The sequence below is a fragment of the Achromobacter sp. Root565 genome, assembly GCF_001427425.1.
Classification (GTDB): domain Bacteria; phylum Pseudomonadota; class Gammaproteobacteria; order Burkholderiales; family Burkholderiaceae_B; genus Achromobacter; species Achromobacter spanius_D.
This window is the reverse complement of the sequence record NZ_LMGO01000001.1, coordinates 186,813-200,781: the sequence shown is the minus strand read 5'-3', so window position 1 is coordinate 200,781 and position 13,969 is coordinate 186,813. Positions and strand designations below refer to the sequence as shown.

14 protein-coding genes are annotated in these 13,969 nt (G+C 67.1%); 9 read left to right on the top strand and 5 right to left on the bottom strand.

The window, feature by feature from the left end:
- Positions 1 to 60: 60 nt before the first annotated feature.
- Positions 61 to 1,236, bottom strand: a complete 1,176-nt coding sequence (locus tag ASD71_RS00895) for an MFS transporter (protein WP_056558619.1) — start codon at positions 1,234 to 1,236, stop codon at positions 61 to 63.
- Between the two features lie 238 nt (positions 1,237 to 1,474).
- Here ASD71_RS00895 and hisD point away from each other — a divergent pair, with 238 nt between their 5' ends.
- From hisD to ASD71_RS00870, 5 genes are all read left to right on the top strand, one after another.
- On the top strand, positions 1,475 to 2,794 hold the full coding sequence (gene hisD / locus ASD71_RS00890; RefSeq protein WP_056566247.1) for a histidinol dehydrogenase: 1,320 nt from the start codon (positions 1,475 to 1,477) through the stop codon (positions 2,792 to 2,794).
- Complete coding sequence (locus ASD71_RS00885; protein ID WP_056558616.1) at positions 2,791 to 3,558, top strand: SDR family NAD(P)-dependent oxidoreductase; 768 nt, start codon at positions 2,791 to 2,793, stop codon at positions 3,556 to 3,558. Before hisD ends, ASD71_RS00885 begins: the two co-directional genes overlap by 4 nt.
- Entirely contained in the window at positions 3,555 to 4,568 is a 1,014-nt protein-coding gene (locus ASD71_RS00880; RefSeq protein ID WP_056566244.1) for a LacI family DNA-binding transcriptional regulator, read from the top strand. Before ASD71_RS00885 ends, ASD71_RS00880 begins: the two co-directional genes overlap by 4 nt.
- 79 nt (positions 4,569 to 4,647) lie before the next feature.
- The gene (locus ASD71_RS00875) at positions 4,648 to 5,634 is read left to right on the top strand and encodes a tripartite tricarboxylate transporter substrate binding protein (RefSeq protein WP_056558614.1); all 987 of its coding nucleotides are present in this window, start codon (positions 4,648 to 4,650) and stop codon (positions 5,632 to 5,634) included.
- 25 nt (positions 5,635 to 5,659) lie between these two features.
- Entirely contained in the window at positions 5,660 to 6,448 is a 789-nt protein-coding gene (locus tag ASD71_RS00870; RefSeq protein ID WP_056558612.1) for an HpcH/HpaI aldolase/citrate lyase family protein, read from the top strand.
- 3 nt (positions 6,449 to 6,451) lie between these two features.
- Here the strand turns inward: ASD71_RS00870 and ASD71_RS00865 are convergent, their stop codons facing one another.
- From ASD71_RS00865 to ASD71_RS00855, 3 genes are all read right to left on the bottom strand, one after another.
- On the bottom strand, positions 6,452 to 8,056 hold the full coding sequence (locus tag ASD71_RS00865) for a hypothetical protein (RefSeq protein WP_056566241.1): 1,605 nt from the start codon (positions 8,054 to 8,056) through the stop codon (positions 6,452 to 6,454).
- A gap of 2 nt (positions 8,057 to 8,058) precedes the next feature.
- Positions 8,059 to 8,958, bottom strand: coding sequence for a hypothetical protein (locus ASD71_RS00860; protein WP_235511998.1), 900 nt, complete (start codon positions 8,956 to 8,958; stop codon positions 8,059 to 8,061).
- A gap of 91 nt (positions 8,959 to 9,049) precedes the next feature.
- Positions 9,050 to 9,505 carry a hypothetical protein gene (locus tag ASD71_RS00855; RefSeq protein WP_056558609.1) on the bottom strand — a complete coding sequence of 152 codons (456 nt, stop codon included), beginning with the start codon at positions 9,503 to 9,505 and terminating at the stop codon, positions 9,050 to 9,052.
- Positions 9,506 to 9,799: 294 nt separating this feature from the next.
- Between ASD71_RS00855 and ASD71_RS00850 the strand changes: the two genes are divergently transcribed.
- From ASD71_RS00850 to ASD71_RS00835, 4 genes are all read left to right on the top strand, one after another.
- Positions 9,800 to 10,384 (top strand): hypothetical protein, encoded by a 585-nt coding sequence (locus ASD71_RS00850; protein ID WP_056558606.1) that lies wholly within the window; start codon positions 9,800 to 9,802, stop codon positions 10,382 to 10,384.
- Positions 10,385 to 10,433: 49 nt separating this feature from the next.
- Positions 10,434 to 11,099, top strand: a complete 666-nt coding sequence (locus ASD71_RS00845; RefSeq protein ID WP_056558603.1) for an RNA polymerase sigma factor — start codon at positions 10,434 to 10,436, stop codon at positions 11,097 to 11,099.
- Entirely contained in the window at positions 11,099 to 11,791 is a 693-nt protein-coding gene (locus ASD71_RS00840; RefSeq protein ID WP_235511997.1) for an anti-sigma factor, read from the top strand. The genes ASD71_RS00845 and ASD71_RS00840 overlap by 1 nt, the downstream gene beginning before the upstream one ends.
- 68 nt (positions 11,792 to 11,859) lie before the next feature.
- A complete protein-coding gene (locus ASD71_RS00835; protein ID WP_235511996.1) occupies positions 11,860 to 13,488 on the top strand; it encodes a caspase family protein in 1,629 nt (542 codons plus the stop codon).
- A gap of 36 nt (positions 13,489 to 13,524) precedes the next feature.
- On the opposite strand, the gene ASD71_RS00830 is transcribed toward ASD71_RS00835, so the two are convergent.
- Positions 13,525 to 13,911: a VOC family protein gene (locus tag ASD71_RS00830; RefSeq protein ID WP_056558598.1), complete on the bottom strand. Its 387-nt coding sequence runs from the start codon at positions 13,909 to 13,911 to the stop codon at positions 13,525 to 13,527.
- Positions 13,912 to 13,969: the final 58 nt, after the last annotated feature.

Genomic DNA, 13,969 nt, shown 5'->3' with positions numbered 1-13,969 from the left:
TAGGTTCAGCGCTTTGCGATGACGCAGTGCGGCAATGCCGCTCGCCGCGGCCTGTTCTGCCTACGCCCGGCGCGGCAGCCACCGCCAGAACACCCCAGCCGCGACCAGGCCCAACGTCCCCACGCCAAACGATGCCCCGCCCAGCGACAACAGTGCCGTCAGCGCCGATAGCGCCACCGGCCCGCCGCTTGCACCCAGATCGGCCATGAAGCGCCAGATGCCCAGAAACTGCGTGCGCGCGCCGGGCGGTGCGGCATCCGCGCCCAGCGTCATCACAATGCCCGACCCGATGCCGTTGCCAAAGCCCAGCAGCAGCGACACCAGGATGAAGCTCGTCACGCCGCCTGTCAGCGGGATCGCCATCAGGCTCAAGCCCATCAGCAGCGTGCACGGCAGCGCCACCCACAACCGGCCGCGCTGGTCCATCACCTTGCCCGCGGGATAGAACACCGACATGTCGACCGCCGCGACCAGGCCGTAGACGAGGGACGTGGTGGTGGCGTCCAGACCGAGATGGTCTGCCCACAGCGGAATCACCACCTGGCGCGACGCGCGCAGCGCGCTGATCAGCATCACGCCGACGCCCAGCGTGGCGTACACGCCGCGATGGTCGCGCGCGACCTCGCCGATGCGTGCGCGCGGCGCGCCTGAGGCCTTGGCGTGCGAGGGTTCGATGTCCGGCGCCTTGATGGCGATGAATCCCGCGCCGAGCATGGCGCAGACGGCAATCCAGTACGCGCCGTCGAGCCCCATGAAATGAATCAGTGCCGCGCCCGCGAAGGGGCCGATGAAGGTGCCGATCCGCGTCGTCCCGCCCAGCGTCGACAGGGCGCGCGCGCGGTACGTCAGCGGCACGACCTCGATCATGTAGCTTTGGCGCGCCAGCTGGAACACCGATTGCGCGCAGCCCTGCATCAGCATGGCCAGTGCGAGCACCCAGAGATGCGGCACGCCGATCACGAGCAGCAGCCCCGCCACGCTCAACAAGGCGGCGCCGGCCATGGCGCGCTTCTCGCCGAAGCGCTCGGTGATCAGTGCGGACGGAATGTTCGACAGCAGCGAGCCGACGCCGATGAGGGCCGCGATGAGGCCGGCTGCCGCGAATGACGCGCCTTGTTCCCGCGCAGTGAGCGCGATCACGGGAAGGATGGCGCCGTTGCTGATGCCGTAAAGCAGCGACGGGCCGAACGCCGGCACGGCGATCTGCTTCAGATTGAACGATTCGGGATGCGACATGAGGGGAACGTGGGGCGCCGGACGGCGCGGCGGTCATCGATGCGGGATCCCGAGAGTGTATCGAAAGCCCTTCGCGCCTGGCTGTCGGCAGCCTGACAGCCCAGTTGGCCAATCGAGGCGATACGGCCATCCCGGCAATGCTGGCGTTTCTCCGGGTTTCTCCCTATTTGCATACGTATGCAAGGCTTTGAAAGTGCCCTCCATCGAAGAACTTTCAACGCTTGCAGGACCCGAGACCATGATCCGATATCTGAAGCGCGGCCGGACCGCCGCCGTCAAGACCGACGACGACGCCAAGGTGCGCGCCACCGTCGAAGACATCATCCGCGACATCGAAACCCGTGGCGACGACGCCGTGCGCGATTACAGCCGCAAGTTCGACAACTGGGACCCGGCGGATTTCCGCCTGTCGCGCGCCGAGATCGAGGCGGCGCGCAAGCAGTTGTCGGCGCGCGAGATCGAGGACATCGCATTCGCTCAGAGCCAGGTCCGCAACTTTGCGCAGATCCAGCGCGATTCGATGCGCGACGTCGAAGTGGAAACGTATCCGGGTGTGGTCCTGGGCCACAAGCACGTGCCGATGAATGCGGTGGGCTGCTACATCCCGGGCGGCAAATATCCGCTGCTGGCCTCGGCGCACATGAGCGTCCTGACCGCCAAGGTGGCGGGCGTGAAACGCATCGTGTCCACGGCGCCGCCGTATCAGGGCAAGCCGCATCCGGCCATCGTGACCGCCATGGACATGGCGGGCGCGGACGAGATCCTGGTGCTGGGCGGCGTGCAGGCCGTGGTGGCGATGGCGGTGGGTACGCCCAGCGTTGCGCCCGTGGACATGCTGGTCGGCCCGGGCAACATGTTTGTGGCCGAAGCGAAGCGGCAGTTGTACGGCCGGGTGGGCATCGACCTGTTTGCAGGACCCACCGAGACGCTGGTGATCGCGGACGACAGCGTGGACGGCGAGCTGTGCGCCGTCGATCTGCTGGGCCAGGCGGAACACGGCCCCACGTCCCCCGCAGTGCTGCTGACCACCAGCGAACAACTGGCGCGCGACACGCTGGCCGAAGTCGAGCGCCAGCTTTCGATCCTGCCGACGGCCGGCATCGCGGCCAAGGCCTGGGCCGATTGCGGCGAGGTTATCGTCTGCGACAGCGACGAGGAAATGCTGCAGGTGGCCGACGAGCTGGCGTTCGAGCACGTGCAGGTGATGACGCGCGATCCCGACTACTTCCTGAACCGGATGACGAACTACGGCGCGCTGTTCCTGGGGCCGCGCACCAACGTCAGCTTTGGGGACAAGGTGATCGGCACCAATCACACGCTGCCGACGAACCGCAACGCCCGCTATACCGGCGGCCTGTGGGTGGGCAAATTCCTCAAGACCTGCACGTATCAGCGCGTGCTGACGGACGAAGCCAGCGCGGCGATGGGCGAGTATTGCTCGCGCCTGTGCCACATGGAGAATTTTGCGGGCCATGGCGAGCAGGCCAACATCCGCGTGCGCCGTTATGGCAATCGCCCCGACCTGCCGTGGTATCAGCCGGTAAAGGCCCAGGCATGATGGCGCTGCCCAAAGGACCGGACTTCCGCCTGGACGGTCGCCGCGCCCTGGTGACGGGCGGCAGCGGCGGCATCGGGCTGGCGGCGGCCGCCGCGCTGGGCCGTGCGGGCGCGCATGTCACGGTGGCGGCCCGGCGCGAGGCTGAGCTTTTGCAAGTGTGCGAAGCCTTGCGCTTTGAGGGCATCGGCTGTGTGCCGCTGGTGCTGGACGTGACGGATTCCGCGGCCGTGGACCAGGCGGTCGCACGCGCGGAGCCCTTTGACATTCTGGTCAATAACGCGGGCATGAATCGCCCCAAGCCGCTCGTCGATCAGTCCGACGAGGACATCGACGCCGTGCTGGACCTGAATGTAAAGGCAGCCTTCTACACCTGCCGGGCCGTGGCGCGCCGTCTGATCATGGAAGGCCGCGCCGGATCCATCGTGAATGTGTCGTCGCAGATGGGGCACGTGGGCAGTCCCCGGCGCACGCTGTATTGCGCCAGCAAGCACGCGCTGGAAGGCATGACGCGCGCGCTGGCGTGGGAGCTGGGCGCCGCCAACATCCGCGTGAACACCGTGTGCCCGACCTTCATCGAAACGCCCATGACGGCGGGCATGCTGGCGCAGCCTGGGTTCCGGGACTGGGTCTGTGCGCGCAACGCGCTGGGCCGCGTCGGCCGTCTGGACGAGGTGATGGGCGCCATCGTCTTCCTGGCCAGTGACGCGTCCAGTCTGATGACGGGCAGCGCCCTGATGCTGGATGCAGGATGGACCGCGGCATGAGGACCGCGCCCCGCGCGCAGGACGTGGCGGATCTGGCGCAGGTGTCGCAGTCGGCCGTCAGCCGAACGTTCACCCCCGGCGCCAGCGTGTCGGAAGAGACGCGGCGCAAGGTGCTGGCGGCCGCGCAAAAGCTGGGCTATCGGCCCAATGCGCTGGCACGCAGCCTGATCACTCGACGCAGCCGCATCGTGGCGCTGGTGATGAGCTATCTTGAAAACCAGTTCTACCCGCTGGTGATCGAGCAGCTATCACAGAAGCTGCAGAAAGAGGGATACCACGTGCTGATGTTCATCGCCGAGGTGGACGAGGCGGCCGACGGCGTGCTGGCCGAGATCCTGCAGTATCAGGTCGATGGCATCGTCATGGCGTCCGCCATGCTGTCGTCCAACGTGGCGCGCAGTTGTGCCGAAGTCGGCGTACCGGTCGTGCAATTCAATCGGGTGTCCATTCTGGGCGGGCTGGCGCGTCACGCCAGCAGCTCGGTCACGTCCGACAACTATGCGGGCGGCCAACTGGTGGCGCGCCTGCTGGCGGCACGCGGCTACCGGCGCTTTGGCTACCTGGCGGGGCTGGAGGATTCTTCCACCAGCATCGAACGCGAACGCGGTTACCGCGATGCCTTGCGGGAACTCGGCCACGACGTCTCCTGCCGCGAAGTGGGCCACTACGACTTCGATCTGGCGCAGGCCGCCGTGCGGAAGATGTTTGCCACGGAGCCGCCGGACGCGCTGTTTGCCGGCAACGATCACATGGCGATTGCGGCGCTGGACGTGCTGCGTCAGGAGCTGGGCGTACGCGTGCCCGAGGACGTGGCCGTCGTGGGCTTTGACGACGTGCCGCAAGCAGCCTGGGGCGCGTATCGCCTGACCACCGTGCGTCAGCAGGTCGAGCCCATGGTGGACGCCACCGTCGCGCTGTTGCGCGAACAGATGCAGGCCGAACTGCGGCCGCGCGACATCGTCGTGCCCTGCGGTCTCGTCGAACGCGCGACGGTCCGGGCGGGGCCCTGACGACACGCTTTTCTTTTTTTCCGGCATTACCAAAAAAAGCGCGCGCAGACCGCGCTCATTGACACCAGGAGACAAACGCATGCGCAGCATTTTTGTACGCACCCTGACCGCCGTAGCGGCCATCGGACTGACCGCCAGCATGGCCCACGCCCAAGGCGGCGCGCCCGCCTGGCCGACCAAAAATATCCGGTACATCGTGCCGTTTTCGCCGGGCGGCGTGTCCGACGGCGTGGCACGGTTGATGGCCGAGCAATTGAGCGCTCGTCTCGGGCAATCGGTCATCGTCGAGAACAAGCCGGGCGTTTCCGGCATTGTTGGCACGCAGCAGGTGGCGCGCGCCGAGCCCGATGGCTACACCATCGTGGGCGGCACCATCACCACGCATGCCGTCAACCCGTTCTTCATCAAGTCGCTGGGCTATGACCCGGTCAAGGACTTCACGCCCGTCGGGCTGGTGGGCATGGTCAGCAACGCGTTGGTGGTGCGCGCCGACAGCCGCTTCGATACGGTGCAGCAGGTGATCGACGCCGCGCGCGCCGACCCGGACGGGCTGACGTACGGCACGGCCGGCGCGGGCACGTCGCAGCATTTGTCGGGACAGCTCTTCCAGTCGATTTCGGACACGCGGTTGCGCCAGATCGTTTACAAGGGTGGATCCCAGTCGATGGTGGATTTGATCGGCGGACAGATCGACATGGTGTTTGAAACGGTCGCGGCCGCGCGGCCGATGATCGATGCCAAGCGGGTCAAGGTGCTGGGCGTCACATCAAGTGCGCCGCTGGCGGACCTGCCGGGCGTCAAACCGCTTGCCGAGCTGGGATTGCCGGGCTTTGCGATGCAATCGTGGCAAGGCATCTTTGCGCCGGCGGGCACGCCCGCGCCGGTGGTGGAGCGCTTGGAGCGCGAGATTGCGGCCATCGTCAACACCCCCGACGTGCGCGCCAAGCTGTTGACGCTGGGCGTGGCGCCCGACGGCCGCGGGTCGGCAGAATTCTCGAAGTTCCAACGCAGTGAAATAGAAAAATGGGGCAAGGTGATCAAGGACGCCGGCATCCAGGCCGACTGATCCCGCCCCGACACAGGAGACTTTCATGACCGATCCCCGCCTCCCGCTGGACGGCCGCCTGCCGGACATGTTGCGCAGCGGCAAGCCGCTGCGCGGCCTGTTCAACGGATTGCCCAGCCCAGCCATCGTCGAGATGTGCGCGTATGCCGGCTTCGATTTCATCATTCTGGACAACGAGCACGGCAGCGCGGACTTCGGCATGACCGAACACATGCTGCGCGCCGCGCGGGCCACGGGCATCGTGCCCATCGTGCGCTGTTTCGAGCAGGACTTGCCGCGCATCCTGGACATGGGCGCGAGCGCCGTGCAGGTGCCCATGGTCGAAAGCGCCGAGCAGGCGCGGCGCCTCGCCGGCATGATCCACTATCCGCCGCTGGGCCGACGCGGCAGCGCGTTCAGCACGCGCGCGGCGGGTTACGGGGCCTTCGGCGGCGCTGGGCATACGCAGCGCAGCAACGACGGCATCGGCTTCATCGCCATGATCGAAACGCCCGAGGCCATTGCGGCGGCGGGCGAGATTGCGGCGGTGGACGGCGTGGATGCGGTGTTCATCGGCCCCAACGACCTGGCGCACGCAATGGGTCACGGCAGCGACTGGAACGCCGAACCCGTGCAACGCGCCATCGAGGCCGGGCTGCGCGCGATCGCCGGGGCAGGCAAGTGCTCAGGGATCATCGCGCTGACGCCGCAGGACGAGGAGAAGTACGGGGCAATGGGCGCGCGCTATTTTGCCAACGTGTCGACCAGCATCATCACCCGCGCGCTGGCGCACGCCGCTTCTGCCGGACGCGAGGCGAAGCCGCCCGCCTATTGACGGCTAGCCCGCATTGCCGTGGTATCCGAATCGGAAGCCGCCCAGCAAATATGTGCGCACGGCTTCGTTGAAGGGGTAGGTATAGGCCTGGCCCACCACGATCACGTGCGCCACGTTGGCCAGCACGCGGCGGCGCAGCGCCTGGCCTATCGATTCGTCATGGCGGCCGGCTTCCACGCGCGACATCTGCTGGAAGAGTTCGCTTTGCGTTACGCCGTTCTGCATGAAAGAGAATGCGGTCCAGACGCAGGCCAGCGTCAACACCAGCGCCAGGCCCGCCGCGCGCGTGGCGGTGCGCCCCGGCCGCTGGCCGGCCGGCGTGCGCAGCCAGACGACAAGTTTGACGATGAGGTAAAGCAGCTTGCCGAAGTGGCCCACCGCGCCCAGCAGCGAAAACAGCAGCGCGACCGGCGGCACGATGGCCGCGCGCGCGGCGTCCTCTCCCAGCTTGTGATGCTGCCCGCCGCGCGCAAAGTCCGCGCTGCTGGCGGAAAAGCGCGGCATGGCTTCGTCCACCGCCCGGTCCAGCATGCCGTCGTACAGGCGCTTGAAGCCGGCGGCGTCGGTGTAGTTGGGCGCGACGTTCATGGTGGCCGGCACCATCAAGGTCTGGCGCAGCAGCCGTTGGACGCCGGGGCGCGCCACGAAGTCTTCGTACGACAGGCCGGGCGGGATGGCGTCGCCCTCGACATGCACGGTGCGGCTGCGCATGGTCTTCCAGTATTGCTGCGCGACCGCCTCATTGAAGGTGGCGCGGTCGTGTGGCTGCCAGCCAGCCGGCACGGGGATGCGCTTGCGCACGTCCTGCACCACGCGGCCTTGATAGCGCGCGGGCACGCTTTCCGGGGTCCAGCCGCGGCGCGACAGGTTGCGGCGGTAGTCGCCCCACGCACGATCCTGTTCGCGCGCCAGGCCGATATCCGACGCGACCGGCACGCCGGCGTACTGCTTCCAGCGCTCGGCCACGGACTGCATCACGCTCGTGTAGACCTGGTGATAGCCACGGATGCCCGGCGACGTCATGCGCACTTCGCGGTCATCGAAGGTGAAGGTCTTCATCTGGCGCTGCAGGTCGGTGCGGATGACCTGGCGCTTCTTGGGTTCGACCTTGTCGTCCAGATTGTCGATGTTGGACAGCAGCACCTGGAATACCGCCAGGAATGCCTTGCCCTCGGGACGCGCGTAGACGCCGTCGTCGACCAGTCCATCCAGATGCAGGTCGCCCTGCACCAGCGAGCGTTGCAGCAGGCCGGCGTTGGTGGCAATGCGGCGGAACTCGCCGTCGCGCGAGTCGACCAGCACGTTCACCATCATCTTGATGGCGCTGAAAACGAGCAGCGCGGTCACGGCGCAGGCAACGGCGATCTTCAGGTACGACGGCCGGCCGCCGGTGGCGAGCCGCCGGGCCAGCATGAACTGCAGCACCACCAGCGCGGCGGCGATGCCGGACAGGGTGCGGCCGAAGAACTCCAGTTCCTCGATATCGTGGGGCGTCGCGCGGCTGCCAATGACATCGAGCAGCCGGGCGTTAAAGCCCAGTTCAAAACTGAGGTAGATGACCGTCAGGACGATCAGGAAGAGAATCTGGCGAATCTGGGCTTGGCGCACGATCAATCCCTCAGATCCAGACGGGTCGACGTGATTTCCTCGTCGGGCAGATCCAGCTTGGCCGGCACGCGCGAGGCCGCGCCCGAGCGTGGTGCGGCCGGCGCATCGCCGGCGGGCACGCGCTGCTGCTGTGGTGGCGCGACGCGCCCAGCGGAGCTGCCCGCCGCTTGCGTCTGAACCGCAGCGGGGGCATTGGGGGCGGCACGGCGGCCGCTGTTGGCGGGCTTTGCCGCCTTGCCCGATCGAGCTGCCGGCGCCGAGGGCGGCGGATAGACGCCATGCAGCCGGATCGAATCCATATACCCGGGCGGATACAGCGACTCGTCGGCAAACGGCTTGGCGCGCGGATTCAAGCCGGCGACGCTCTTCACGTCGCCGCGGCGCATCCGGCCATCCTGCGTGTAGACAAAGCGCTCGATCGCCGAGCCCTTGGGAAAGTCGAAAGTCAGGGCGCTGCCGTCATTTTGGACCAGCACGACTGGCCGGTCGCGGCAATTTCCCACGTCCCACGACAGCACGTCGGACCCCTGGATGGCCAGCACGGTATAGCGGTAATCGCAGTTGCGGCGCTGGGTCTCGATGACGACCACGGTGCGTGGGCCGATGTTCTCGGTACGCGCGATGCGCGCGGATTCCACGTTGTTCAGGGGCACCACGCGCTGGTTGCCCGACAGCTTCACCGAGAAGTTCTTGCCTTCGCGGCGCAGCGTGCCCTGTCCGCCGTCTTGCAGCGGAAACTGGCCGATCTCGGTGCCGAAGAGGGCGGCGGTGTCCACGCCGTACACGAGGTTGCCCCTCGAATTGGTCTTGACCGCGCAGGCGGACAAGCCCGCCAGCAACAGGAAACTGGCCCCAAGGCGAAGGATCAACGAACGAGAGACGTGCAGGCGCAATGACATCATGGGAAGGCTAAAAACCTGGCGCCTCGCGGGCGCCATTTTTGTCAAAGCCCTGCAATGTATCTCACAGTTACAACGCAGGGCCAGACTTGTTTCAATTGCCCTGCTTCAGTTCCATCGACTGTTTCACCAGCTCGTGCGCCCCGTGACGGACGGCGGACACGCAGCGGGCCACGATGGCGCGCAGCAGCGCAAGGTCGGGCAGGGTGTCGGGAGCAGCCACGAAGCTCTCCACCGACGCCGACACGCGCGCGGGGCGACCGGCGTCCTCTTGCGGCAGCGTCAGCTTGATGGCTTTGCAGCGGTTGTTCACGACGTTGATGACTTCAAGGAATTGCTCGCGGGTCAGTTCCAGTTCGTCGGCCTGCACGAAGCTGGGGTAGACGAGGCGCAGGAATTCCGGGTCCGAATCGCTCAGGCTGAAGTACATGATGCCCATGTCGGGATGCTTGAAGACCACATCGCCTTGCTCGTCAAAGCTGGCGACCAGGCCCAGTTCTTCTTGCACCACGGTCTGGTACAGGGCGGACAGCGGGGTGGGGGTGGACATGATTCAACGCTCCGTTCTTGATAAGTGGGAAATATCGGCACGTGGAAGACGCGGGGGGCATTCCAGCGTGCGGGGCTGAAATGGCGAGCCCTTGCTCCTTGCTACGCGCCGTCTTGAAAAAGGTTCGGAAAAAATTTAGCGACGAAGGATAAACCGAACCCGGCAAATCAATCGGCCGAAGAAAGGGCAGAAAAAAAATCGAACCTTTTGCGCCGCTGCGCGTAGGGCTCAGTATCGGCGTCCATACCGGCCGACCATATTGGCACCCGCCTCACCCAAATAAGGAAACACACCATGCAGGACAAAGCACAAGACGTATTGACGCAGGCCAAGACCCACGCGGCACGGCTGGGGGCCATCGCGGTTCAGCGCGTCAACCGGGGCGACGCGGCGGGCGCGTTGCTGTTCCTTCTGGGCACCACGCTGTTCGCGGTGGTGTCCGTGCGCATGATGGGATCGAGCGCCAGCCTGAGCTTCTACGACCTCTTGCGCCTGCAGAACGGCGGCAGCGTGCAGGGCGCGATGGCAGGGCAGGGGTCCGGCGCGGGCTTTTATGCCTTGCTCTGGCTGCTGGCCGTCGTGGGGCCGCTGCTGCCTTCGCTGCTGGACCATCGCGCGGCGCGCCTGGGTTATTTCGCGCCGCTGGTGTTGTGGGTCATTGCGTTGGCGGGCGTGGTCTCGCAGGTGCAGGAGTTCATGAATGCGACGCGGCAGTTTGCGGGCATCATGGGCAATTCGCGCGCCGGCCGCAGCCTGGCGGGCGACATGGCATCCAACCTGTGGAGCGGTCTGTCGTTCGGATTCGGTTTCTATCTGTCTGCCGCCATCGCGCTGGCCTTCACTGTCCGCGGGGTCGCCGCGTTGCGCCGCCGCGCTTGATTTTCCGCGTCTGCGCAGCTAAGGTGCCGCAGCCCCAAGAACCTGAACCATGAACACGCTCGAATCCAAGCGCTACGTCATCAACAACGTCGACGCGCTGCTGCGCATCATGCACACCGACCCGCGCTATGCGCTGGAGTTTCGGAACAAGGCCGAGCAGCACATCACGCTGAAACTGCGCAGAAAATTCTTCAATGTCCCGCCCGAAGGCGTGGTGGACGCGTTCAACAACGCGCTCATGAAGTTTCTGCAGACGCGCACGTTCAAGGACGAGGGCTTTCTGCACGGCCAGCCCGAGGGCGGATGGACGGCGCATGAACTGGCCGTCAGCAAGCTGGGCGGCTACCTGTACCGCGGATCGCTGCACGAGCTGATCCAGTTTCACCGCCGCACGCGGCATGAGGTGCAGTGGTCGGGTTCCGAGGATGGCGGGGATCTGGACGACGTGGCGTTTGACGACGCCCGGGAGGTGGCGGATGCCTCGCCCTTTGCCGACCCCGCGCATGCGTACGAGCACCTGTCGGTGGTCAAGCGCATGCGCGACTGCCTCAACAAACTCAGCGATACGCTGAAAACCACCATGTTCCTGTATCTGGACGACATGCCGATGGAACAGATCGCCCGGCAGCAGGACCTGCACGTGCCAACCGTGAAGAGCCGCCTGCATGCCGCGCGCAAGCTGGTGACGGAATGCACCCGCAAGGGGATGGACTGATGATGGCTGAAGACCGAGTGCTGTCCTATCTGTCCGGCGAGCTGGACGCCGATGCCCGCCGGGCCTTTGAAGCCGATCTCGCGCGCGATCCCGCATTGCGGGAGGAGCTGGAGGCGTGGCGCAACCTGGCCGAGGCGCGGCAGCTTGCGCATAACGAGATCGGGCGGGGCGAGCGCGAGGCTGCGTTCTTGCGTGCGCTGGGGCAGCGCGTGGAGGCCGCGCCGGCGCACGAGTCGGCACCCGCGCCTGCTTCCGAACCTGTGCCTGCACCTGCACCTGCACCTGCGCCTGTGCCTGCGCCGGTGTCGCGCCTGCGGCGCTTGTGGCAGTGGCTGTGGCCCACGCCCGCCAGCCCCTTGATGCCGCTGGGCTGGGCGCTGGCGATCATGCTGTCCGTCGTGGTGGTGCAGCAGGCGCCGGTGGAAGGACCCGAGGTAGTCATGTCCGACGATGTGTTGTCGCGCGGCGGTGCGTCATGTCCGCGGCTGGTGGTGGATCTTCCCGACGCCCTGACGGCGCGGCAGTTGCGCAATACCTTGTCCCAGTACGCCGTGTCCATCGTCGATGGACCCGATGCGGACGGGCGATACGTCCTGGCTGCTGCGCGTGAGTCGTCGCTGCGCGATGCCGCGACGGCGCTGGGCGCGCTGTCTGCCACCGGTGCGCCGGCCGGCGCGTGTCCCAAGCCGTGAGGCGCTGGCGCAAGCCCGCCGTCAATCCCAACGCAAAGCCCACCACCACGTCAGACCCAAAGTTTCCTATGAAGCCCATCAACGAACTCGCAGACGCCAACGTGGCGGACGCGCCCGCGCAACCCCTCCTGCGGCGGCGCTTGCTGGCCGCGCTGATCGGCGCGGGGCTGTGCGGGGGGCATGCTGGCGCCGTGTTTGCGGCGGGCGCCAATGCGCGGGGGCTGAACAACCGGAACATGATGGATGAGGAGCCAGCCCGCTCGGGCGCGCCGGCTCCCCAGCCGACCACGGCGGCGCCCGCGCCCGAGGACGGTCCCTCCGCCAATGTGTCGGATCCCAAGACCGCATCGGACACCAAATCCAAGGCCGACCCGCAAGCCGAACCCGCCAAGCGCCGTTACGCGCTGGTGATCGGCAACGCGCGCTACGCCGTCCCGGCCAACGCGCTGGTCAACCCGGTCAACGACGCGCGCCTGATCGCCGACTCGCTACGCCAGCGCCAGATCGACGTGACCCTGCTCACGGACCTGACCACGGCGCAGATGGAAGCCGCCGTCGACGACTTTGCCCTTCGCGCCACGGGCGGGGACCTGGCGCTGATGTACTTCGCCGGACACGCCGTCGCGGTGGACGACGTGAACTATCTGTTCGGCGTGGACCTGCCGCTGCCGCTGAGTGAAGTGCGCATCCGCACGGCGCAGCAAAGCTCGCTGAGCCTCAAGCGCGTGTCGCAGGCGCTCCGGCGCGCCAACGTGCGCGCCCGCCTGATGGTGCTGGACGCCTGCCGCACCAACCTGACGCGGGGTGCGCCCGCCTCGGGGCTCGTGCACGCGGTGCCCGCGGGCGGCGAGCTCATCGCCTTCTCCACGCAGCCCGGAGCCACCGCCGAGGACGGTTTCGGCAACGACGGCCCCCGCCACAGCCCCTACGCGTACTACTTCGCGCAAGGGCTGCGCGCGCTGCCCGGCTCCGCGCCGGTGGAGACCTTCTTCAAGCAATTGACCGCCGACGTGCAGGTGGCCACCGCCTACCGGCAGATACCGCACTACGCCAGCAGCCTGGTCGGCACCGTCACCTTCACCACGCTGGCGGACGCCCAGACGCCCGCGACGCCGGGGGCATCCGCCGGTCAGACGGCTCAAGGCCGAGGCCCGTCGCCCACGCTGGGACGCGATCTGATCAAGGCGCGCATGAGCGCCTGGGAATACGAGATTGAGCGGGGCGCGCAGTATGTGGACGAGCCCCGGCTGGCGTCGTTGCAGGCGCGCGCCAAGGCGGGCGATGTGGTCGCCATGACCACCTTGGGGCTGATCGCCGAAAATGGCGAGCACGTGCAGCAGAACTACCCCGTGGCCGCCCGCTGGTATCAGCGCGCCGCCGATCAGGGGTTCGCGCCCGCGCAAACCTATCTGGGCGAGCTGACCGGCATGGGCCGGGGCGTGCCCAAGAATTACGCCGTGGCCGAACGACTGTTCCGCGATGCAGCCGAGGCGGGGCACCGGCGCGCGGCGCTGGATCTGCTGGACGTCCGCGCGCGCATGGGCGAACCGATCGATCCGCGCGAGTGGGCCAAGGTGCTGCAAGACGCCGCGCTCAATCCCGTCGGCTTTCCGATGCCGGGCATGGCGCCCATTCCAGGCATGGCGGACAACCCGTGGATGCGCGCGCTGGGTGTGCGCCCGCCCGGTCAGCCCTGAACCCGGGGGCGGCGCGGGTATGGCGTGTCAGGCGCATCAGGCGGGGCGATGGTACACCGCCTCGACGTTGTAGCCGTCGGGGTCCAGGATGAAGGCGCCGTAGTAGTGCGGATGATATTGCGGGCGTAAACCGGGCGCGCCGTTGTCGCGGCCGCCGGCCGCCAGCGCCGCACTGTGGAAGGCATCGACTTCGGCGCGGCTGCGCGCGCGGAACGCCATATGCACGCGCGGGGTGCTGGGCGTGCCCTGATGAATCCAGAACTCGCCGCCCGGGTCGCCCGCGTCGTCGGGCTCCCCGATGCCAAAGCCCATGCCCGTCGCCAGCACCTTGCGCGGCACATAACCCATCGCCGCCAGCGCACTCAGGTAGAACGCCCGGCTGCGCGCGAAGTCACTGACGTGAATCTCGATGTGGTCCAACATACGCTGCTCCTCGGAAAGGCGGCCGCGTGGGCCGGAAGGACCAGCATAGGTGAGCGGG